This window comes from Paenibacillus rhizoryzae (genome assembly GCF_059686995.1).
This window is the reverse complement of record NZ_JCAALT010000007.1, coordinates 286,502-308,342: the sequence shown is the minus strand read 5'-3', so window position 1 is coordinate 308,342 and position 21,841 is coordinate 286,502. Positions and strand designations below refer to the sequence as shown.

General features: G+C 49.9%; 23 protein-coding genes and 1 pseudogene. 18 read left to right on the top strand and 6 right to left on the bottom strand.

The genetic code is table 11. The annotated features are described in order from the left end of the window. Nucleotides 1–7: 7 nt before the first annotated feature. The 6 genes and pseudogenes from AC6ESO_RS22180 to AC6ESO_RS22155 all read left to right on the top strand — a co-directional run. Nucleotides 8–643 (top strand): annotated as a pseudogene (locus AC6ESO_RS22180) (ABC transporter ATP-binding protein); the annotation flags it as partial. Between the two features lie 109 nt (nucleotides 644–752). Next, on the top strand, nucleotides 753–1,532 hold the full coding sequence (locus tag AC6ESO_RS22175) for a DUF2705 family protein (RefSeq protein ID WP_497093298.1): 780 nt from the start codon (nucleotides 753–755) through the stop codon (nucleotides 1,530–1,532). Nucleotides 1,533–1,607: 75 nt separating this feature from the next. After that, a complete protein-coding gene (locus tag AC6ESO_RS22170; protein WP_497093297.1) occupies nucleotides 1,608–2,321 on the top strand; it encodes a response regulator transcription factor in 714 nt (237 codons plus the stop codon). After that, nucleotides 2,311–3,252, top strand: a complete 942-nt coding sequence (locus tag AC6ESO_RS22165; RefSeq protein ID WP_497093296.1) for a sensor histidine kinase — start codon at nucleotides 2,311–2,313, stop codon at nucleotides 3,250–3,252. Before AC6ESO_RS22170 ends, AC6ESO_RS22165 begins: the two co-directional genes overlap by 11 nt. Before the next feature lie 19 nt (nucleotides 3,253–3,271). Further along, nucleotides 3,272–4,222 (top strand): ATP-binding cassette domain-containing protein, encoded by a 951-nt coding sequence (locus AC6ESO_RS22160; protein ID WP_497093295.1) that lies wholly within the window; start codon nucleotides 3,272–3,274, stop codon nucleotides 4,220–4,222. After that, complete coding sequence (locus AC6ESO_RS22155) at nucleotides 4,191–4,874, top strand: ABC transporter permease (RefSeq protein ID WP_497093294.1); 684 nt, start codon at nucleotides 4,191–4,193, stop codon at nucleotides 4,872–4,874. Before AC6ESO_RS22160 ends, AC6ESO_RS22155 begins: the two co-directional genes overlap by 32 nt. A gap of 111 nt (nucleotides 4,875–4,985) precedes the next feature. Here the strand turns inward: AC6ESO_RS22155 and AC6ESO_RS22150 are convergent, their stop codons facing one another. Together AC6ESO_RS22150 and AC6ESO_RS22145 are read right to left on the bottom strand one after the other, a co-directional pair. Next, on the bottom strand, nucleotides 4,986–5,627 hold the full coding sequence (locus AC6ESO_RS22150; protein ID WP_497093293.1) for a ThuA domain-containing protein: 642 nt from the start codon (nucleotides 5,625–5,627) through the stop codon (nucleotides 4,986–4,988). A gap of 25 nt (nucleotides 5,628–5,652) precedes the next feature. Continuing rightward, the gene (locus tag AC6ESO_RS22145) at nucleotides 5,653–6,375 is read right to left on the bottom strand and encodes an SDR family oxidoreductase (protein WP_497093292.1); all 723 of its coding nucleotides are present in this window, start codon (nucleotides 6,373–6,375) and stop codon (nucleotides 5,653–5,655) included. 147 nt (nucleotides 6,376–6,522) lie between these two features. Between AC6ESO_RS22145 and AC6ESO_RS22140 the strand changes: the two genes are divergently transcribed. Then, nucleotides 6,523–7,260, top strand: a complete 738-nt coding sequence (locus AC6ESO_RS22140; RefSeq protein ID WP_497093291.1) for a WecB/TagA/CpsF family glycosyltransferase — start codon at nucleotides 6,523–6,525, stop codon at nucleotides 7,258–7,260. Between the two features lie 11 nt (nucleotides 7,261–7,271). Here the strand turns inward: AC6ESO_RS22140 and dapA are convergent, their stop codons facing one another. Beyond that, the gene (dapA, locus tag AC6ESO_RS22135) at nucleotides 7,272–8,156 is read right to left on the bottom strand and encodes a 4-hydroxy-tetrahydrodipicolinate synthase (protein ID WP_497093290.1); all 885 of its coding nucleotides are present in this window, start codon (nucleotides 8,154–8,156) and stop codon (nucleotides 7,272–7,274) included. Between the two features lie 109 nt (nucleotides 8,157–8,265). Here dapA and AC6ESO_RS22130 point away from each other — a divergent pair, with 109 nt between their 5' ends. After that, a complete protein-coding gene (locus tag AC6ESO_RS22130; protein WP_497093289.1) occupies nucleotides 8,266–9,132 on the top strand; it encodes a LysR family transcriptional regulator in 867 nt (288 codons plus the stop codon). Between the two features lie 13 nt (nucleotides 9,133–9,145). Then, on the top strand, nucleotides 9,146–10,039 hold the full coding sequence (locus tag AC6ESO_RS22125) for a polysaccharide deacetylase family protein (protein WP_497093288.1): 894 nt from the start codon (nucleotides 9,146–9,148) through the stop codon (nucleotides 10,037–10,039). A gap of 11 nt (nucleotides 10,040–10,050) precedes the next feature. Here the strand turns inward: AC6ESO_RS22125 and AC6ESO_RS22120 are convergent, their stop codons facing one another. The 3 genes from AC6ESO_RS22120 to AC6ESO_RS22110 all read right to left on the bottom strand — a co-directional run bounded on the left by AC6ESO_RS22120 (nucleotide 10,051) and on the right by AC6ESO_RS22110 (nucleotide 13,015). Further along, nucleotides 10,051–10,845, bottom strand: a complete 795-nt coding sequence (locus AC6ESO_RS22120; RefSeq protein WP_497093287.1) for an HAD family hydrolase — start codon at nucleotides 10,843–10,845, stop codon at nucleotides 10,051–10,053. Between the two features lie 69 nt (nucleotides 10,846–10,914). Then, nucleotides 10,915–12,210, bottom strand: a complete 1,296-nt coding sequence (gene murA / locus AC6ESO_RS22115) for a UDP-N-acetylglucosamine 1-carboxyvinyltransferase (RefSeq protein ID WP_497093286.1) — start codon at nucleotides 12,208–12,210, stop codon at nucleotides 10,915–10,917. Then, nucleotides 12,197–13,015: a DeoR/GlpR family DNA-binding transcription regulator gene (locus tag AC6ESO_RS22110; RefSeq protein WP_497093285.1), complete on the bottom strand. Its 819-nt coding sequence runs from the start codon at nucleotides 13,013–13,015 to the stop codon at nucleotides 12,197–12,199. The genes murA and AC6ESO_RS22110 overlap by 14 nt, the downstream gene beginning before the upstream one ends. Nucleotides 13,016–13,148: 133 nt before the next feature. On the opposite strand from AC6ESO_RS22110, the gene AC6ESO_RS22105 reads away from it, so the two are divergent. The 9 genes from AC6ESO_RS22105 to AC6ESO_RS22065 all read left to right on the top strand — a co-directional run bounded on the left by AC6ESO_RS22105 (nucleotide 13,149) and on the right by AC6ESO_RS22065 (nucleotide 21,778). Further along, a complete protein-coding gene (locus tag AC6ESO_RS22105) occupies nucleotides 13,149–14,150 on the top strand; it encodes a phosphotransferase (RefSeq protein ID WP_497093284.1) in 1,002 nt (333 codons plus the stop codon). 217 nt (nucleotides 14,151–14,367) lie between these two features. Continuing rightward, nucleotides 14,368–14,610, top strand: a complete 243-nt coding sequence (locus AC6ESO_RS22100; protein WP_497093357.1) for a nucleotidyltransferase family protein — start codon at nucleotides 14,368–14,370, stop codon at nucleotides 14,608–14,610. A 19-nt stretch (nucleotides 14,611–14,629) separates the two neighbouring features. Then, nucleotides 14,630–15,265, top strand: coding sequence for a P-loop NTPase family protein (locus tag AC6ESO_RS22095; RefSeq protein WP_497093283.1), 636 nt, complete (start codon nucleotides 14,630–14,632; stop codon nucleotides 15,263–15,265). A gap of 206 nt (nucleotides 15,266–15,471) precedes the next feature. Beyond that, the gene (locus tag AC6ESO_RS22090; protein ID WP_497093282.1) at nucleotides 15,472–16,752 is read left to right on the top strand and encodes an erythromycin esterase family protein; all 1,281 of its coding nucleotides are present in this window, start codon (nucleotides 15,472–15,474) and stop codon (nucleotides 16,750–16,752) included. Between the two features lie 91 nt (nucleotides 16,753–16,843). After that, nucleotides 16,844–17,491, top strand: coding sequence for a DUF4304 domain-containing protein (locus AC6ESO_RS22085; RefSeq protein WP_497093281.1), 648 nt, complete (start codon nucleotides 16,844–16,846; stop codon nucleotides 17,489–17,491). A 391-nt stretch (nucleotides 17,492–17,882) separates the two neighbouring features. Then, nucleotides 17,883–19,247 (top strand): DUF6298 domain-containing protein, encoded by a 1,365-nt coding sequence (locus AC6ESO_RS22080; RefSeq protein ID WP_497093280.1) that lies wholly within the window; start codon nucleotides 17,883–17,885, stop codon nucleotides 19,245–19,247. Nucleotides 19,248–19,262: 15 nt separating this feature from the next. Beyond that, complete coding sequence (locus AC6ESO_RS22075; protein WP_497093279.1) at nucleotides 19,263–20,141, top strand: GNAT family N-acetyltransferase; 879 nt, start codon at nucleotides 19,263–19,265, stop codon at nucleotides 20,139–20,141. Nucleotides 20,142–20,231: 90 nt separating this feature from the next. Next, nucleotides 20,232–20,792, top strand: a complete 561-nt coding sequence (locus tag AC6ESO_RS22070) for an FAD-dependent oxidoreductase (protein WP_494819908.1) — start codon at nucleotides 20,232–20,234, stop codon at nucleotides 20,790–20,792. A 92-nt stretch (nucleotides 20,793–20,884) separates the two neighbouring features. Then, a complete protein-coding gene (locus tag AC6ESO_RS22065; protein WP_497093278.1) occupies nucleotides 20,885–21,778 on the top strand; it encodes a LysM peptidoglycan-binding domain-containing protein in 894 nt (297 codons plus the stop codon). Nucleotides 21,779–21,841: the final 63 nt, after the last annotated feature.

Sequence of the window (21,841 nt, the reverse complement as noted above, 5' to 3'; positions counted from 1 at the left end):
AAACGTAATGAACCAACCTATTGTTGAGGTCCATAATTTGACGAAGAACATACGGGGGAAGACAATTGTGCATCACCTCAGCTTTAATCTGCAACGAGGCGAAGTTTTCGGGCTGCTCGGCCCCAATGGAGCGGGCAAAACGACGACGATCCGCATGATGGTCGGCTTAATCGCGATGAGTGACGGCGATGTCCGAATAGGCGGAAGCAGTATTCGGAGCCAGTTTAAAGATGCGATTCGGCATGTTGGTGCGATCGTAGAGAACCCAGAGCTCTATAAGCATCTCACAGGTATGCAAAATTTGAAGCAGTATGCCCGCATGGGCGAGGGGATTACACAGAGCCGGATCGAGGAGGTAGTCGCGCTTGTCGGACTTACTTCCCGCATCCACGATAAAGTGAAAACCTATTCGCTTGGCATGCGCCAGCGACTTGGCATTGCGCAAGCACTGCTGCACAAGCCGTCCGTCCTCATTCTCGATGAGCCGACCAACGGCCTTGACCCCGCAGGTATCCGCGAGATGAGGGGACTGGTTCGCAAGCTTGCCCATGAAGATGGCATCGCGGTTATGGTATCTTCCCATTTGCTGGCGGAGATGGAGCAGCTGTGTGATCGATTCGGGATCATGATGGAGGGTCGATTACGTGCGACTTTTGCGCTCGAGGATTTAGCGGGAGCATCGGCCGGGGATCCAACTATACGGCCACAAACTTTAGAGGAGAAATATATGCAGCTAACGGAGGGCGAAAGCTATGCAACCATTTAACAAACTGCTCGTTAACGAGCTCCATAAGTTCAAGGCGAAGACGGGTACATGGATCATGGTTCTGCTTGTTCCCGTGATGGTTATTGCTGCAGGATTGCTTTGTTTCTATTCGAGCGAGCAGGAGGTTCAAATGCAGGACGGTATGGCGTTTCTCGATCTCGTGCTTACTGCCGTGCCGAACCTCATGAACATTGTGACGTTGTTTACGATCATCGTTGCTGCAGGGATTGTGGCATCGGAATTCTCCGGCGGCACGATAAAGCTGCTGCTCATTCGACCCTATAGTCGTTCGCAAATCTTGCTGGCTAAATACGCGGCGGTGCTCCTGTTTGGGCTTTCGCTTGCGCTTGTTATGGTAATCACGGCTGTTATCTCCGGCGGTTTATTATTCGGTTTCGGAGCAGGCGATGGTGCGGAGGTGGTCGCTCGCAACGTGCTGAAAGCAGCAGCCTACGGCGTGATTGAACTCGTGGTTATGGCAACCTTCGCGTTCATGACCTCATCCGTTCTTCGCTCAAGCAGCGTCGCGATTGGTGTATCGCTGTTCTTCCTGCTTAGCGGAAGACAGCTGGCTTATATGCTGAAATCATTCGGCTGGACCAAATATTTGCTCTTTGCCAATCTGGATTTGTATTCTTATACCGCAGGTAGACCGTTTCTCAGCGATATGACACTGAGCTTCTCTTTGTTCATTCTTGCAGGATATATGGCTGTATTCGGCCTGCTCGCATGGGTTGTTTTCGCCAAGCGGGATGTCGCGAACTGACGATTCCGCCGGACTGTTCATGGATTGGCAGAAAACGGTATACTTGTAGCAACTAATAATCAAGGTGGTAGCAGCATGCAAAGTCAATTATTACTCATTGAGGATGATTACGCGATTGCAGATATGGTCCAGCAGCATTTGACGAAAGAGGGCTTCGTTATCCGTCATGCGGCTGATGGAGAAGAGGCTATTCGGCTGATGGCTAATGAAACGTATCAGCTGATCCTGCTTGATCTGATGCTGCCCGGCGTCGATGGTATGGAAGTACTGCGTCACGTGCGGGGAAGCAGCACGGTTCCGGTGTTGATCCTCTCTGCCAAAGACAGCGACGTCGATAAAGCGCTAGGGCTCGGGTTTGGGGCGGACGATTATTTGTCCAAGCCGTTCTCGCTGATTGAACTTTCGGCCAGAGTCAAAGCGGCGCTGAGACGGGCATCGCAATATGCTGGTGCAGCAGCCGTTACGCCACCTCAGCAGGTGCTTCGCGTTCATGAACTTATGCTGTATACCGAGGAGCATTTGGTGACGAAACGCGGCCAGCCTGTGAATCTAACAGCCAAAGAGCTGCTCATTCTGAAGCTGTTGATGATGTATCCGAAACGCGCGTTCTCGAAGGAACAAATCTACCGTGCGGTGTGGAACGATGATTATTTTAACGATGTCAATGCGATCCAGGTTCATATTTCACGCCTCCGGGAGAAAATCGAGGATGAGCCTGCGAGTCCGAAATACATTAAGACGGTTTGGGGGATCGGCTACAAAATGGGGGAGTTCCAGCATGATGCTTGATTTCGTTCTTGTTGGACTCATCGTGGTGCTTCTTGTATTCGTACTCATTCTGTACAAGCGCCGAACGGACGTCACTCATGATCTTCGTTATATCCAGCACAAACTAAATGCCATTATCGATCAGGATTCTGCGGAGAAGGTGCTTCGGCATACGGAAGGTAGGCAGGTTCAAGAGCTGTTAATTGCCGTTAACCGCCTTCTTGACGCCAATCGGAAAACAAAGGCAGACTACATCCGCATGGAGAATGCGCTGAAGAAAATGATCGCCAACATGTCGCATGATTTGAAGACGCCACTGACTGTAGTTCTTGGCTTGACGGAAACAATGGCGCAAGGAACTTCGGATCATGTTGAAGAACAGCGCAGGCTCTCCCTGAAGGTTCATGAGAAGACGCTCGACATCATCAATTTGACGAATCAATTCTTCGATCTGGCAAGGCTGGAATCCGGTGATCGACCCGTTCCTCTATCCAAAATAAACCTAAGTGCTGCTTGTCGCAGCAGTATCCTGTTCTATTATGAGGAAATTGAAGCGCAGGGACTGCAAGTGGAGGCGGATATTCCGGAGCAGCCGATCTATGTCTATGGCAATGAGGACGCGATTGGCCGCGTATTAACTAATCTCATATCCAATGCCATCCGATACGGACATGATGGCGGTGTTGTCGGCATTTCGTTAAATGAGCAAGGAGAGCATGTGCTGATTGAAGTTTGGGATCGAGGGAAAGGGATTCGGCTGCAGGATCAGGCAAGTGTATTCGAGCGGCTCTATACGTTATCGGATTCCAGGAATCAATCGCATCAAGGGAGCGGGCTCGGTTTAACGATTACGAAACGGCTTGCGGAGCTGATGGAAGCAGAAATTTCATTGAAGAGTATTCCGGCTGAGAAGACGGTATTTACGATTCGATTTACGAAAATCCGCTTCTAACGAGGGGGGGAAGACAGACATGAGCATTATTTTGCAAACGAAACAGCTATCGAAGACCTTTAAGAAGAAAGAAGTCATCTCCGGCGTCAGCATGAGCGTGCGGCAAGGTGAAATCTACGGCTTTCTCGGACCGAACGGAGCAGGCAAAACGACCGTCATGCGGATGGTGACGGGACTTGTGCAGCCGACAAACGGTGAAATCGAGCTGTTTGGCGAGAAGCAGACGCCAGGCTCGTATGAATGGATGAAACGGATGGGAAGTATTATTGAATATCCGATCTTCTATGAGCATCTGTCTGCGCACGCCAATATGGAGCTGCACTGCGAGTATATGGGCTACTATGACAAAACCGCAATCTTAAATGCGCTGGAGCTCGTTGGTTTATCCGGGGTTGAACGGGGCAAGCCGGTTAACCACTTCTCGCTTGGCATGAAGCAGCGGCTTGGCATCGCGCGAGCGATATGTACGAAACCGGAGCTGCTTATTCTCGACGAACCGGTCAATGGCATGGACCCGTCAGGAATCAGGGAGCTGCGTGATCTGTTTCGGATGCTGAGCAAGGAATATGGGATGACCTTGCTGATTTCCAGTCATATTTTGCAGGAGATTGAACAGTTGGCGGATACGATCGGCGTGATCAATCAGGGGCGGTTGATCGAAGAAGTGTCGATGGAGCGGGTTAGAGAGAGGCAAAATGAATACGTGGAAGTAACGGTCACGGACAGCAAGCAGGCAGTGCTTGTTCTGGAAGACAAGCTGTCCATCGTCAACTATAGAGTCATGGGTCAAGGGGCGATTCGCATCTATGACTCCGGCGTATCACCTGTTGAACTGAACCGGCTGCTGGTACAGCACGACATTGGCGTTGAAGCGCTGAACAAGAAGTCGCGTTCGCTGGAAGAGTACTTCCTTGGATTGATCGAAGGAGGCGGCGGGCATGTTATGGAAGCTGATCAAGCTCGAGCTTAAGAAGACGCGCTGGCGTGGACTGCTGCTCTCCGCAATGCTTACAATTCTGATGCTGGTGCTTTGGGTAGTAGGCAGCGATGTGCCCAATAATGATGTGGATACGTATGATCGCGCTTTTCAAAGCATCATGAATTACGTGGGCATTACGTTCGTTATCTTCGCGTCTGTGCTGATGTCGAGAATGGTCATCGATGAATATCGCAACAAAACCGTGACGATTCTGTTCGTTTATCCGGTACCGCGCCACAAGATCTTCACGGCTAAATTGATGATTATCGGGGTCTGGACGTTTCTGACGGTTATCGCCGGGCATCTCGTCGTATCCGGCGCGCTGTTGGTTGCCAATTCTCATTATCACTATATTACGGAGCCTTTAACAAGAGATCGGCTCTTGGAGGAAGCGGCTCGGATCGTCATTATCGCCGTTACGGCTGCCGGTTTGTCTCTTATTCCTCTGTTCTTCGGGATGCTTCGGAAGACGATGCCGGCGCTGATCGTCAGCTCGTTCATCATCTCGAATTCGGGGATGGTCGTTCTGAATAAGGATGCCCTGTATCAAAGCCTGCAGACCATGTCGATCTTGGCTTTAGTCAGCGTTGGATTTGGTTCGTTGATGGCTTATTTCGGGGTTAGGCGGAGCGGTGAGTTGTAGGGGATTGCGGCAATGAAGGGAGCCGGAGGGGATGGCTCTTCGCATGATCGATCGTGAAGATGATCGATAGGCGAGTGAGTCCCCTCCGGCTCGTTTTAGGTTAGATGTCACTTAGAGCGGGTTAGTCAGCCAATCCGCGCTGTTGCGGATCAATTGGCGGCAAGCCGGATGCAGGAAAGACGGCTTATGATGCCCGGGCATTAGGTAAACCAGACGGCCTTTACCACGCACTGCAGTCCATGCGGCTGGATAACGTTGGCCCTCCATCGCATATTCCATCAACACGTTGACGCTGCTGGCCGGATGGAAAACGAACCGATACGGTTCTTCCTCAAGGGAGAAGGGGGCTACGCCAAGCGTAATCGGATGCTCCTCGTTAGTGAAATGAAAATCCAGGCTTTGATAGTCGGGATGCCCAGTGAAACGCGCACCAAGGAGCTCGACGCATTCTTCTCTGGACTGAAGCGATATCCCGTTATGAATGACCAACAGACTGCCGCCTTGTTGTACAAATTGCATTAATGCAGCGGCTTGCTCCGATTCAATTGGAAAGCTCCAGCAGTCCGTGTATGAAATAAACAGATCGCATGCATGCAGGATATCGGCATCGAGCGAGTTGTAATTATCGGTGTAACTGATCTCATACTGCTCCTCGCCAAGAATGGCGGTGAGCTCCTCTTGGATGTTGATCAGTGGATGGTAAGGCGCCCGTGTATTGTCACCAAGCACGAGCGCATGCTTCTGTGCAGTCATCGCATTATCCCTCGCTTTCTAGTTCTCACCAAGGCATTTCATTCCCTAAGTAGTCTCTGTACAGCGGTTTATCGGACGGTTCATTAGGCTTGAGCTCACGGATGCGTTCGATGATATGAGCTGCAGATTGATCAGCGGTGAGGGTCGCTTCGGTATTTAACGTACCACTCATATACGATTGTACCCAGCCGGGATGGAGGAGGAGGACTTGCCCGCCTAATTTCTTCACTTCGTTATGAATAAGTGCACCTTGCATATTCAGTGCGGTCTTCGACATGCAATAGCCAAACCAGCTTGTACGCTCGCAATCGGCAATGCTGCCTGCTTCCGAGGAGATCGTGACGAACAGCTTCGCTTCGCTGCGAAGCACAAGAGGAGCAAGCGCATTCGTAACGCGCAGCGGTCCGAGCGTGTTTACATTGTACACCTGCTGCATGTCGGCAAATGGAAGCGGATCCATAATTGTCGATTGAATATCGCCTAATATCCCGGCATTATTGAGCACCAGATCCAGGGAGTCCGTGATGGCGGCGATTTGTGCTGCTGCCTCGGCAACGCTCGAATCACTCGCCACGTCCAGTTTCACTAGTGTGAGTGCTTTCGGACTCTCAGAAGCCAGCTGTTCGAGCTGCGAACTTTGATCCATATAGTGGCCTGCAATAACGTGATACTTTTCTTGAAGAAGTCCTTTCGCAAGCGCAAAGCCAAGTCCGCGATCAGCGCCTGTCACGAAGGCATATCGTTTCATCTAAGCAGCCATCTCCTTGTGCGATCGAGTCGTAGTCGTGCAAATAATCGTTACCCATTTCCATTTTACTCTTTTTCAGGCTGCCGCTAAAGGGTAATATTGGATATGTAAGCGAATTCTAACTTTCGGCAAAAGGTGGCTGCACAATTGACGACCTATTCGAGCATTATGGGCATTCCGGTTCCTAAGCTAACGATGAAAGATACGGTAGCTATAATTAATCAAGTGATAGACGAGCGCCGATCCGCATTATTCCATGTCGTTACGCTCAATCCCGAAATCACGATGGCCTGCCAGCATGATGCGCAGCTGCGCAATATTGTCGATGAAGCGGGGCTGCTCACAGCAGATGGCATTGGCATCGTGATGGTTTCGCAGCTGAAAGGAAATCCGCTTCCAGAGCGCGTAACCGGCTGCGATTTGCTCTTGCAGCTGCTGCAGGCAAGTAGTCCGATTGCCAGAACGTATTACTTGCTTGGCGCAAGTGTTGAGACGAATCAATTAGCGGCGGAAGAGATTGATAAGAAATATCCTGGAGCTGTCGTGATAGGCAGACAGCATGGTTTCTATGCCGAACAGGAAGAGGAACGCATTATTGCGGAGATTGAGAAGCTTAGTCCGGATATCTTGGTTGTTGCGTTAGGAGCGCCTAGATCGGAGCGGCTGATTCACCGTTATAAGAAGAAGCTTAATGCGAGGATTGCCATTGGCGTCGGCGGCAGCTTGGATATTATCGCCGGAACCGTGAAGCGGGCGCCGGCGATCTGGCAGAAGTGGAATGTGGAATGGTTGTACCGATTGCTCAATCAGCCGTCCAGATGGCGCAGACAGCTGATTTTGCCGCATTTTGCATTTCGCGCTTTGACGTATAAAGAGAAGAGTTAAGGCTGTGTGCCTTAGCTCCGAAGCAGTAATCTGTTCAATTGCTGTGCTAAACCGGAGCTAATGGGACTCATAGGAAGTCGAAGGGAAGGTGATGCAAGTAGACCTTGCCCAGCTAGTACCCATTTCAATGGAGCGGGATTGGATTCTTGAAACAAGGCATGAATCAATGGGGAGAGCGAATGGAACAGGTTGTGCGCTTCAGTCATGTCTCCTTGGGTGACGTGCTGGAATAATTGCACAAACAGCTCGGTGCTAACATTCGCTGAAGCTAATATTCCGCCGGCTGCTCCGCTAGCTAACATTTCCATGTACGTTTGATCGTTGCCGCAGAGGATCGGTTTCGTACCGGATTGTACAAGCTGGGTAAGGAGCTGCGTACTGCTGGTGCTGTCCTTTAATCCAATCACGCTCTGTAAATCGAGGATGGCTCTTACGGTTTCCGATGTTAGCTGCAGCCCGGTACGAGTCGGGACTTCGTAGGCAATAATGGGCATTCCGACTTCGGCGGCTCTACGAAAGTGCTCGATAACGCCTTTCTGCGAAGGACGGCTGTAATACGGCGTTACGATGAGCACGGCGTCTGCGCCAAGCTCAGCGGCTAGTTCGGTCCGATGTACGGTGGAGCGGGTACTGTTCGTTCCCGTACCGACAATGATCGGCAGCTCGCGGTTGCACCTTGATATCACTTGTTTGGTCGCTGTGAAGATTGCAGCTACTTCATCCCATGTAACGGTCGGGGCTTCGCCGGTGGTTCCGTTAATGACGACGCCTTGTATGTTATGTTGCAGTAAATTCGCCAGATAGCGCTGGTAGGAGTCCAAATCCAGTTCTTCCGAAGGTAAGAATGGTGTAATAGTGGGCACAAAGGTTCCGGTTAAATCACGTTCATTCAGCATGACAGCATCCTCCTCAGATCTCATTGCTATCACTTTACCATGTTCTTTCGCATCGTAGTTATCTATAATAAGCGATGAGTGTTATCAATAATATTGAAGTGGTGACAACATGGACCTTACTTATTTTCAGACCTTTCGCGAGGTTGCATTCCATCAGAGCTACACCAAAGCGGCGGGAGAGCTGGGTTATGCGCAGTCGAGCGTTACGATGCAAATCCAGAAGCTGGAGCAGATGTACGGGGTAAAGCTGTTCGAACGGTTTGGCCGAGGATTGCGTCTGACACTGGCAGGTGAAGAGCTGCTCAAGATTTCCGTTCAGATGCTGAATTTGTTTGAACAGTCGAAGGGGATGCTGGCCGTTCAAGGCGGAGGAACCTTGACGATCGGCACGATTGATTCCCTTGCATCGTATTATCTCCCGCCTTTTATTCAGCATATGAGGCAGCAATATCCGTCACTTACAATTCGAATTCAGCCGGATCGCGAAGCTGCCATTGTGGAGAAGGTGCGCGAAGGGGAGTATGATCTTGGATTATTGCTGGAAAACAAACCAGCGCATACCCCGCTGGCCTGGACGGCTATACGCGAAGAGCCGCTAGTACTGGTAACCGGCGCTGAGCATCCGTTTACGACGGTTGAAGCCATTAACCTCGAGCATCTTCAAGACGCGGAATGGCTGATGTCCGAGCCAAGCTGCAATTATAGAATGATGCTGGAACGGGTTTTGCAGGAGCAAGGGATTTCCTACCGTGTGGGACTGGAGCTCGGCAATCCGGAAGCGATCAAACGCTGCTTAAAGTCCGGTTCCGGCATTGCCCTGCTTCCTCGAATGGCGGTACAAGAAGAGATTGAACGCGGAGAGCTGGCGGTTCTGCCTTTCTCGCATGCGGATATTAGGCTGGACCTGCAGCTTATTCTTCACCCGAAGAAATGGATATCTCACGCCTTACAAGACTTTATCAATTTGTTGCGCTAAGGGGCTGGCAGAAGTGCTTCACAGTTTAGGTTTTGCAGCCGAGGATCGATTGTTGATCGTTAATGCGGATGATCTGGGTATCACGAAGGGGACGAATGAGGCTGTTTCGAACCTGTTCGCAAGCCGCTCCATAACATCGGCTTCCATCATGATGCCATGTCCATCCGCAAGAGAGGCTGTTCAGCTATGCTCACAGAATACCACTAGTCATATCGGCATTCATCTTACTTTATCCAGCGAGCAGACCCATCCATATCGACCTGTGTATCAAGCCGGGGGCCTGTCCAGTTTAGTAACGGCGGACGGTTACTTGCATCGCGACTATTCGTATATCGAGCAGCATGCCGACCCGGAAGATGTCCGCTGCGAGCTAGAAGCGCAGATTCTGCTAGCCCTATCATTTGGCATCGATCCGACCCATCTGGACAGTCATGGGGGAACGGTATTGGGATTGGCAGGAGGGCGGGATTTTCTAGAGATTGTGTTTGACTTATGCGAGAAGTACGAGCTTCCCTTCAACCTGCCGACACACATCATGGAGCAGTCATTCATCCCTTCGGAGCTGAAGATGATGTTTCAAGCGAGGATAGTTGCTGCAAGGCAACGGGGCATCGTGCTAATCCATGATATGATCTCTTTGCCATACTGCATGGATGCATTGATGGGATACGAGCAAGCGAAAGATCAGCTTATGAAGCTGCTTGCGAATATAAAACCGGGAGTCACACAGTGGACGGTTCACCCTTCCATACGCACACCTGAGCTTGAATCGTTCACAACCTGTGTTCGTGAAAGGGAGATCGAATATCGATTGCTATTGGACGAGGATGTCGGGCGTCTCTTGACGAGAGAAGGCATTCATCTCGTATCATGGAAACAGATTAGAGACTTGCAGAGAGGCCAGTAAGTAATAAACGGCTACCAGGCTTCCAATTCTAATAGAAGTTGTTCCAGGACGAGGGCGACACCGTCATTATCGTTTGTATCTGTTATTCGATAAGCAAGCTCGTGCAGCTCGCGAACGGCGTTCCCCATGGCGATCGGATAACCGCAGAGTTGAAATAATCCCAAATCGTTATAATCATCGCCAAAAACAGCCACCTGTTCTGTAGGGATGTTTAATCGCGAGCATACGCTTGCTACTGCTTGTTCTTTGGTGGCTTGAGTGGACATGATCTGAATGAGTTGTCCGGCATCCGTATGAAGAATATTCGCGCGCTTGCCATAGTGGCCTACCAGCTCATCAACAGCATCGAAGTTCGTTACCAATAACTTTGAAGCAACAAGCGCAGTAAGCTCCTCTATCGGGATTAATTGGGGTCGTTCATGTACCTTAATCAAGTCGGTGTAATCCAATTCCTGATGGCTAAACCATTTGTCATTTGCCTCTACGGAGAGATGAGGCGGGCATTCGAACGACTCGAAATACGTGATGAGTTCACTGAGAAGCAATGGATCAAGTGGAAAATGTTCATGAACCTCTAGACTCTCACAAACTACCAGCGCTCCATTGTAATAAATCATTATCCCCAGATCTAATAATTCCGCAGGCAGCAGCTGTATAATCGCGCGAGGTGGTCTTGCGGTAGCAATAATGACAGGGATATTGCGCTCGCGGCACTGTTTCACAGCCCGCAGGTTACGAGGGCTTACTTCTTTATTCGAATTCAAAAGCGTGCCGTCAAGGTCGAGAACGATAGCAGCTGCCCGCATGATTTCTCCCATCTCCATTCAACAAAGAGCAGCAAGCCATTCTCGGCAAGCTGCTCTGGGATAGATTGATTATTTGATGCCAGTGATTACGCTGTGAGCTGGCATTTCATTGCTATCATACATGCTGATGTTTGCGCCAAGCGAGCGGAAGGAGCCAACAACATCCTCGTAACCGCGATCGATATGCTGGACGCCGGCAATTGTAGTTGTGCCTTCCGCGCGGAGTCCGGCCAGAATCAAGCAAATGCCGGCTCTCACATCGGAAGCATGCACCAGCGTGCCGTGCAGCACGCTGCCGCCATTGATGGAGGCCACGCCCGAGCGGATCTTAATATCCGCACCCATGCGAATAAGCTGATGGGCATGATTGAAACGGGCCGGATAAATCCGCTCGCCGATGATGCTTTTGCCGCGGGCTTGGGTGAGCAATGCAGTCAATGGCTGCTGCAGATCGGTCGCGAACCCCGGATACATTGCCGTGCGCACTCGGGTTGCACGAAGTATGCCGGTAGAATGTGCGGTAATGGCGTTATCGTGCACATCCAGCTCCATTCCGATTTCGCGCAGCTTCGCTAAGCAGGAGGAGAGATGCTCGGGAATCACATTGTCCACGGTAACCGAGCCGCCCGTAACCCCGGCAGCCATCAAGAATGCCCCGGCAATCAATCGATCCGGAATTACGGTATAGGAACCGCCGTGCAGGTAAGAGACGCCCTCAATTCGAATCGTGTCCGTGCCGGCACCGGTTATTTTGGCACCTAATAAGTTAAGTAGATTCGCCGTATCCGTCACTTCGGGATCGCGTGCCGCATTGAGCAATACGGTCGTACCCTGCGCGCGAACAGCTGCCATCATGACATTAATCGTCGCGCCGGATGTGATCATGTCAAAGTAAATCGTTGCGCCGTGCAGCTCTTTCGCTTCCACGGTGTAAGAGGTCGGTTGAAACGTGAACGTTGCTCCCATCATCTGGAGGGCTTTAATATGTTGATCCATCGGACGGCTGACGAAATCATCCCCGCCGGGATAACCGACGGAAACTTTGCCGAATTTAGCAAGAAGTGAACCGACGAAATAATAGGCAGCTCGGAATGAGGATGATTTGACAGGATCGAGTACAGTGCTTGTAATAGGACGAGGGTCCATTGTAATTGCCCCTGATTCATGACGCTCTACCTGAAGTCCGATTTCACGGCTCATTTCATAGATAACCCGTAAATCAGCAATATCCGGTATACCGTGCAGCGTGACCGGCTCATCGGCCAAACAAACGGCTGCCAGCAGTGCCAGTGAGCTATTCTTGGAACCGGGGATATGAACGCTGCCATGAAGAGAGTTGGACCATTCCACTTTAATTGCTTTCATCGATTACGCCTCCGCTTGAATATTGTTCATCGGCAATGATGACATTGACGTTACGGTTCTCACATTCCTGGATAAAGGGATCGGGAGCCTTCTGGTCGGTAATAAGCAAGTTAATCTGCTGCAAGGGGACAGAGGTGGCGAAGCTTCGGACGCCAATTTTCTCATGCGGCGCAAGACAAATTCTACGCTGAGAGGCATCGGCGACGGCTCGGATTAGAGCGGCATTCTCAGGTGTAGCGACACAGATACCGTTCTGTGCAATGCCGCCACCGGTAATAAATCCGATATCGAAATTAAATCTTCCGATCATTTCGACGGCGATGACATCGATTAAGCTTTCACCGGCAGCCCGAAGCTTACCTCCAACAAGATACGCTTCGATATGAGTCATGGATCGTATGGATTCTGCAATCATGAGCGAATTCGTAACAACGGTAAACGGAAAGTCGGTGGGCAGATATTTCAACATGCCGTATTGAATACCGGCTCCGCCGATAAAGATCGTATCGTTCCGTTGAATGTAAGAGGCCGCTAGTTTGGAAATGGCATTCTGATGAGGCGCGCCTTCCCCGTACCGGATGTTCTTCGGCTGCGGTTTGGCACGCACTTTATGGGACTCGTTCGGAGCTAGCGGTATCGCGCCTCCGTATGTTTTCTGAAGGAGGCCTTGCTCCTTCATGATCGTTAGATCTCGACGAATAGAGTCTATGGAAAGCTGAAATTGCTGAGCCAGCTCTTGTGCGACAACTCTACCATCCTTGGCAAGCATCTCTTGGATGCGCTGCCTGCGTTCCTCAGCGAGCATTGTGACCTCCGCGGCTTTACTAAATAATAGAACTCTTTTGCCTATATCCTATTCCGTATTGTTCATTATTGTCAATTGAAATATTCGGTTTTCTTCATGGTTGTTCATGATTGCCGAAGAGAGGGAGAAGAACATGAATATTGAACACAATGAATCACTTATCCGGCAGTGGGCGGAGTCGAATGCGTCCTCATTAGGACTGCTGCTGGGGTCTGAAGTGAAGGTTACTTATATTTACAATCCTGGCGGATTTGTGAATCAGTCCTACCGGATTTCAGATGGGAAGACGATGAGACATCTCAAGCTCGCACCTGATCATAAAAGGCATCGACTTCAGCAATGGGCTGCCGTCAGCGAGCAGCTGTCGAGCCGATATAACGCTCCGCGGTTAATCCGTGAAATACGGGAGGAGATCATACCCGATTATCGATATGGGCTGGTGTTCGAATATATTCATCGCGAATCTTTGACATCGATCCCGAACCCATCGGCTGCGATTCCGAACGTGCTGAACAAGTTGCAACGGCTGCATGGTGATCAAGAGCTCGCGTCGGCGCTCGATCGCGTCGATGAATCGTATACCTATGCAGATGCCTTCGCTGAAGCGTACATCTCTCGTTTCGAGGGAGATATGGTTACGATTAGAGAAGGGAAGCATTTGCTTCATTTTGTGACGGAAGAGACGCTCAATTGGTTTGATGCTGAGATACAGGTGTTGCGAGATACCGTGTATGCCCATCCGAGTTTCCAGAAAACAGCGAATGATGTTGTGCACAATGATCTAGGTTGGAACAATGTCCTGGTGGATGAGCTTGGTGGGATCTGGATGATTGATTGGGATGACTTATCTGCAAACGGAGACGCGGCGATGGATTATTCCGTATTGCTCTGGCCGTTGTATCGCACGGCTGATTGGCCTTTTTGGCAGGCGAAAGTGATCGAGCAGGCAGGCGAGGAGCTTTACAAGCGGCTGTCGATTTATTTTCGAGCTAGTCTGCTAGATGACGTCATTGACATCCTGGCTGATTACGTGGATTCGGAGACGATCCCGGAGCTGAGAGAGAAGACGCAGGCAAGGGCACAAGCAATACATCTGCGCGCTTATCCGGAGTATTTAAGGTTATATTCGGTTTAACCAAGAGGCCGGAGAAGGGAGCGTGCGAATGTGATTAGCCTTAACGCTGCGAAACCATTAATTATGGACGTTTTGTCCGCCTATATCATTAGGCCTTTGGCTAGCCTGGACTGAAGTATATGCGCGGTAGCGGACTAGCTAAATATGGGGAGTCGAATGAGATGACCGTGAAGACCTATTTTGCTCACAATCAAGATATCGCAAGTATGGCTATCCGATTCAGCCGTATCGTTCTTTAGAGGATGCCTTTAATAAATGGCCCGCGACTGCTACGGCAATTGGCCTAAGAAGAGATGTGGAAGACACATGGAAAGTGTATGCGCCATTCGGATTCAATGATCTATTCGCGCTAGTTGTACGAGCCAATAAGGCACAGATCACGCAGCCCTTATATGTGAAGAAATCGGAGAACTGGAAGGCGAAATGGCCGGAGTTAACGGTCATTCCTTGGGATCAATAACGACGCGGAGGCGGGATGCGTGGTGACGACGAATGCGAAGCTCATTCTGCTTGAAGGGATTCCGGGGTCGGGAAAATCGACAACCGCACAGCTCATCTCAGGAGCACTGACCCGAGCAGGGTTGAAACATAAATGGTGGTATGAAGAACAGGCCGGGCATCCTGTCTATGTCTTTGAAGATTCGGCATCGCTGCAAGCGGTTGTTCACGACCTGGAGAATGGGAGCTATCTGAAAGTGATTGAGGCCGCACTTGAACAATGGCACCAATTCAGCACCGCAGTTCAGTCATCCGATGAGATTATCATCATGGATAGCTGCCTATTCGGTTATCTGAGCTGGAGCTTATTTCCGCAGCTGGTTCCGCCTGAAGAAATCATTCGCTATGTTGAGGAAGTGGAACGCATCATTGCAGGGTGTAATCCGCAGTTGATTTATTTGCATCAGCAGGATATCGGGGACGCGCTGGCACGAATTTTCGCTCGCAGGCTAGGCGATACGGAGAGGCAGTTCATTGAAGCGGCCACAAAGTCCAAATATGGTCAAGCACATCAGTTGAGCGGATTCGAGGGTTCAGTTGCTTATTGGTCTGCATACCGCGTGATTACGGACGAGATGTTTGAGCGATCGGGCTGCATCCGGCCCCAATATCTTTGATGTGGAATCCCTGCCACTACAAGTTCGCTTCGAAGAGGATGAAAGCGTCAGTGGTATTCGATTGCGCTTATCCGGTCCAACATTGCTGGGGGCAACGTGGATGTCGTGTTTATGAAACGCTTTAGTTAGCCCGGCTCATAACTCTTGCACAAATTGGAAAATATAAACACATTATTTTCTAGCTTGTGGGAAGGGGACTTTCGAGAATGAGCGTTATAAGACAATCGAACGATCGACAGAAAGTAGTCGATGCAATAAAGCAACGGGCAAACCGATTGGAGCAGCCGGCCGATCTTCTACATCTTGCGAACGCAGCAGGCGGATCGAAATATGTATTGCTGGGCGAAGCGAGCCACGGAACAAGTGAGTTTTACACGAACCGGACGGCACTCTCCCAAATGCTGATCGAACAGCATCAGTTCAGTTTTATTGCGGTTGAAGGCGATTGGCCATCCTGTTATGAGGTGAACAAATACGTCAAGCATCATCCCGAGGCCAAAGGTTCCGTCGACGAAGTGCTTCAATCCTTCGATCGCTGGCCATCGTGGATGTGGGCCAATCGGGAAACGACGGAGCTCATTGCTTGGCTGCGCGAATATAATCGTGAGCTTCCCGAGGAATATCGGATAGGTTTCTATGGTCTTGATGTGTATAGTCTCTGGGAGTCGATGGATGCGATTATTAAGCATCTGAAGAAGACAAATTCGCCGGAGCTTGCAGCAGCGCTCAATGCGTTCTCGTGTTTCGAGCCGCATAGCCGGGAGGGGCAGAACTATGGCATGTCTGCAGCCTTCTTCTCGGATCTGTGCCAGGATGAGGTGCTTCAACTGCTGAGGGAGCTGGAAGCAAAACGAAGTCGGGCCGGCGGTACGCATGAAGCGTTGTTGAATGATGAAATCAATGCGTTGGTTGCGGTTAATGCGGAGCGTTATTATGAGGCCATGGTGAAGGGCGGTCCTGACTCATGGAATATTCGCGATCGGCATATGGTTGAAGCGCTCAATCGGGTGATGCATTTCTACGGCCCGGATGCAAAAGCAATCGTATGGGAGCATAACACCCATATCGGGGATGCGCGTGCTACAGATATGGAAGCCGATAACATGGTAAATGTGGGTCAGCTGCTCCGAGAGCAGGGCGAAGAGATTGAAGTGTACGCCATTGGATTTGGGACGCATAGCGGTACAGTTATCGCAGCCGATGCCTGGGAATCTCCGCTTGAGGTGCTTCGTGTGCCGGAAGCGCGGCGCGGCAGCTGGGAGGATCTGATGCACGATGCAGGTGCATATGATCAATGGTTGATATTCCGAGGGACGGATACGGAAGTCTTTCACCATACGTACGGCCATCGCGCAATCGGCGTGGTTTATCATCCGCATTATGAGCGAGGGAATTATGTCCCGAGCGTCATGGCGGAACGGTATGATGCTTTCGTATTCATCGACCGATCGAACGCGCTGCAGCCGATAGTTCCGATTACGGTGTAAGGTGAAAGGGGAAGGAGCTAAGCAAAGGACCCATAACAGGTCCTTTTGCTAGCTTCGTAAAAGTCGATAGCTTAATGGAGCTGGACGCGGAATGAAAACAAGCGAATTTAGGAAGTTGATAAAGTTGCATCTGGCACCTGATTTAATAGAACATGGATTTACAGGAACAGATCATCATTTTATTAAACATCATCATAACCATGTCATAAACGCGATCGTCATTCAGGCTGATAAATATGGGGGTTCATGCGTTATTGAATGTGGGGTCCATTTTGATTTCCTTCCGATTGGTAGTGGTGAGAATAGTCCTATTCCTAAGATAACCGTTTATGATTGTGAATTCAGAAGACGACTGCTCACTGAAGTTAGTTGGATTCAAAGACATCTCTATCAAATGAAGGAACGTGACAGTTGGTTTTCGTATGGCGATTCAGAAGACGAGGCAATAGCCGTAATAGAAAAAATGAAGAAACAGATTTTGCATCAGGGAATGAGTTATTTTTCTCCGTTTAACGATTTTCCAACTATAGTAACCTCAATCACGTTGGATGAAATAATCAATCGTTCAAAGCGATTAGACAGTTATGGAGCTCCTCTGGATATAAGAATGGCTTTATTAGTCGCTCGTACACATGCTTTTTTTGGAAATAATGCTGAAGCGGCCTCGTTTGCTCGCTGGGGTCTCAATAACGTAGGACATGCAATAGGATTGATTGATGATTTCAAGAAGCTCATTTAGGTTGTTTAGAGGATAGCTGTATAGTGAATGATTCGTTTATCAGAGTTGTTTTTATCTGAAGGAACGAAAGGCTCCGTATTTGTTATTTATAAAGTAATAGCTGAACACCACTAACATAGCATTTTCGGGAAATTGTTAGTTTCTGTAATGTGTAGCTCTAGGAGCCACACATACCCCCAAAACCGATCACTTTCAACCAAAGTGTTGCCCTGGCGCCACCTTGTACGAACTCCATCCACTATTATCCCGGCTGTCGTCAAACGCATTATTTTTTCTCCCAAACGCCGAAAAACACGAGACTTGCATGCCTATTTTGTATGCTATGATGGAGATATTTGGGACGGTACTTTCCGGATAATCAATCCATAATCATCGGAAGGGGTGGAATCCAATGACGATTACGATTATGTCGAATGGGGTATTAAGAAAGAGCGAGCGGAATCCGAGGTATTTTGAAGATGGGGCAGGCGAAATCATTCTGTTAACCGGCTCGCATACGTGGGCGAACCTTCAGGATCTCCGTTTAGAAAGTGGACCGGCGTTTGATTACGAGGAATATCTCACCATGATGGCAGAGAATAACCATAATTTCATGCGGTTATGGCAGTGGGGGCATCCGCTCTATGCACCGTGGACGTTAGATAACGTATATTTCGATCCGATGCCGTACATGCGGACTGGAGATCAGGCAGCTCATGATGGGCTGCCGCAATTCGATTTGACGAAGTGGAATGAGTCGTATTTTGCACGATTGCGGGAACGAGTTGTGCAAGCCGGGGAACGCGGCATCTATGTGTCCGTGATGTTCTTCGACGGCTGGTGCCCGAAGAATGCGAGGGAGGGAAGCGACCCGTGGCTCTCGCATCCCTATAACCGAGCAAATAATGGTAATGGGATTCATGGCGATAGCAGCGGCGATGGCCGAACGGATATGTATAGCCTGGAAATTCCCTCGATCGTAGAGCTGCAGAAAGCATTTATCCGAAAATGTATCGATACCGTGAATGATTTGGACCATGTGTTATTCGAAATTATTAACGAAGTCGAGAACTCGGATCGGGCTTTGAAGTGGCATACTCACATGATACAGTACGTGCATGAATACGAGTCAGGACTGCCGAAGCAGCATCCGGTTGGGATGACGGCAATTGGCGGGGAGCAAGAGAATACCCTTTTATTTGACTCCACTGCCGACTGGATTTCACCGGGAAAAGGGCCAGATAACGAATATCAAATTGACCCTCCTGCAGGCGACGGAAGCAAGATCATCATTTCCGATACCGATCACTTGTGGGGCCATGGAGGAAATTATCATTGGGTGTGGAAATCATTCCTTAGAGGGCTCAATCCCATATTCATGGATTCATGGTGTCCGGTTCCGGGTGCTCCACTGCCGGGTTATCCGGGTAATGTACAGCTGAATTCTCGCGATTATCCGGATTGGGAGCCACTTCGCCGTAATATGGGTTACATTCGGCGGTATGCCGATCGAATCGGCCTTCAGCAAGCGATTCCCAATGAAGAAATCGCAAGTTCCCGTTATTGTCTCGCTTCGCCGGAGAACGGCTTTCTTATTTATGCCGAGCCAACAAACGGACCGTTAATCATCGATTTAAGCGCGGCACCTGGTAATTGGCAAGTAGAATGGTTTGATCCTGTGAATGGTGCTGTCCTGCCAGCGGAGTCCGTCCAGGGCGGGTCGAAAGTGACTTTTGCGATTCCATTCTCCGGTGGAGCCGTACTATACCTATTTTAGAGAGGGGTACTTAGCATGATTACGTTTAACCGCTTCAGCCAACTTCCGGCTAATGAGATCGTCTCCCTGTGGAACAAAGGATTCGAAGGGTATTTCACGAATGCTGCCATGGATCTCGATCGATTTATGGCTCGAACAGTCAGTGAAGGGTTGTCGCTTGAGCATTCGCTCGCCATGCTGATCGATGGTGAACCGGCCGGATTTGCGATGAATGGCTTTCGGACCGTTAACGGAGTGAAAATAGCTTGGAACGGCGGTACGGGAATTGCTCCTGCGCATCGAGGCAAAGGCTACGGAAAACAGCTCATGGCGCAAAATGTGCAGCTGTACCGGGAACAAGCGGCTAATCTTGCACTTCTCGAAGCCATTAAACAGAATGAAGCGGCAATTAAGCTCTATCAAGGTGCCGGTTATCAAATCACCGGACAACTGGTTTGTTCCGTCAATGAGGACGCTATAGACCCGAGCTTACTCCTGCCTAGCTTTCCGCATCGGTTTGTGATCAGGCATGCAAAGCCGCGCGATGCAAGAATGCTATCCTTCTATAATCATGATGCCGCTTGGCAGACGAGCTGGCATAATCAGAAGGATGGAGATTGCCTCATCATCGCAGATGGAGAAGAGCTCGTAGGCTATGCGATATACAAACGGAATTATAGGGATGACGGCATGTTGGCTTCAATTGTGCTCTATCAATGCGAAGCGGCGCCAAGAAGGTCGGATTCAGGAAAGATACTCAAAGCACTTCTCAAAGAAGTGTATAGCCCGCTGGAAATGCCTTATAAACGAATGACGCTTAACATTAGGCAGAGCAATGAAGAGCTGCTTGAGCTGCTGGATCGTCTTGGTTTCAAGCCTTATATCGAACAAGTTCATATGTCGCTCCGGCTCTAATGGACAACTTGCAACCGCTCTATCGAATGGCTTATGATTGGGAGTAGGAATGCTGCAATGATCTGTAATCATATGAAGGAGTGATTATTCATGTTCGACATTATCATTATCGGAGCAGGCCCTGCAGGAGCAAGTGCAGGATTATTCGCAGCCAAGGCTGGCAAGAAGACACTTCTGATCGACAGCGACAAGAGCATGACGAAGAAGGCATGGATCGAGAACCATTACGGTCTGCTGGAAACGACAGGTCCCGAGCTCGTTGAGACAGGCAAGAAGCAAGCGGTTAAATTCGGTGCAGAGCTGATTCAAGATACAGTAGTTAATGTAACCAAGAGTGAGAACGGTTTCAGCGTAGCGACGGAGTCGCAGCAATTCGAAGGCAGCCATGTCATTGTGGCAACGGGCATCTCGACAGATCTGGCTGAGAAAATCGGTTTGTCGGTAAAAGAAGGCACGGAGCCGCGAATTAAACAAGTATTCGATGTGGATGCCAGCGGAAAATCGAACGTTGCCGGCGTTTGGGTAGCCGGTACGGCAGCTGGCGTCAGCGTGCATACGATCATTACTGCAGGCGATGGTGCTAAAGTTGCCATTAACGTCATCAGTGAGCTGAACGGAACACGTTACGTGGATCATGATCTGCTGAAATAAGCGAAACCTAATCTATTCAATACAAGGAACTGCTCCCAGGGGCAGTTCCTTTTGTTTGTTCGCGTGAATACCGTATAGGCAGGAGAGGAGAGATGCGCATGATCTATGTCGTACAAGGCGGCGATACGTTAGAGCGAATCGCTGACCGCTTCGGCTCTAGTGTCGCACGGCTGTTGGAAGTGAATGTGATCTGTGATCCACAACTGATTCTGGTAGGTCAGCCTATTCTGATCCCGGATGCCGGCATTGACTACCAGAGGGCAGGCGGTTATCCCTATTACGTCGTTCAATACGGGGATAGTTTAACCTGCTTAGCCCCTCAATTTCACCAAACGCCGGCTGCGTTAGCTGCGAGCAATCGGCTATCGTTAGCCGTACCATTAACGGTTGGAAGTGAGCTTCTTGCAGGCTTCACGGTCCCGGACCCGGCGAGATTAGCATCCGAATGGGAGAAAACCGCCACATCCCCAGATTGTAATCTCAATTCCATGCAGCAGCATGGCATTTACTATATCGGTTCCTTCCAATGGGAAACACTCGGGGAAGCGGCGGTTCCGTTTCTGGTGCCGCTGTTGAAGCACCCCTGTGAAACAGTTCGCTATTATACCGTGATGAGTTTAGGGCGGATCGCAACAGGTGATGCAACCCAAGCTGCATTAGAGTTGGCGACGCAAGATCAAACACCGTACGTGACAGAGCTCGCGAAGCTGGCTTTGCGCCGAACGAAATTAGTGCCGGAGGTGACCAAACGAGTACATCTCTTAACGGCGGATCAACGGTTGTATGCCGAACCCAATGGGAGTTCTACTTCAATAGCGTTGCCTGCCGGTACGGAGATCTTCTCGATGAGATGGAACATTCCAAGCAGTACGAATGAAGAGGGTCCAAGAGGCGGACTGGAATATTACGATCAGGTCCAGGTTCGAAGCACCGGTCAGGTCGGCTATTTGGGCCGGGTGGGATTCAACGATGCTCAACTGATTTAACCGGATTACATGGTGGAAAAAGTACAATAACTACAGGAATCCGTTCATTGTCCGATACTCGAA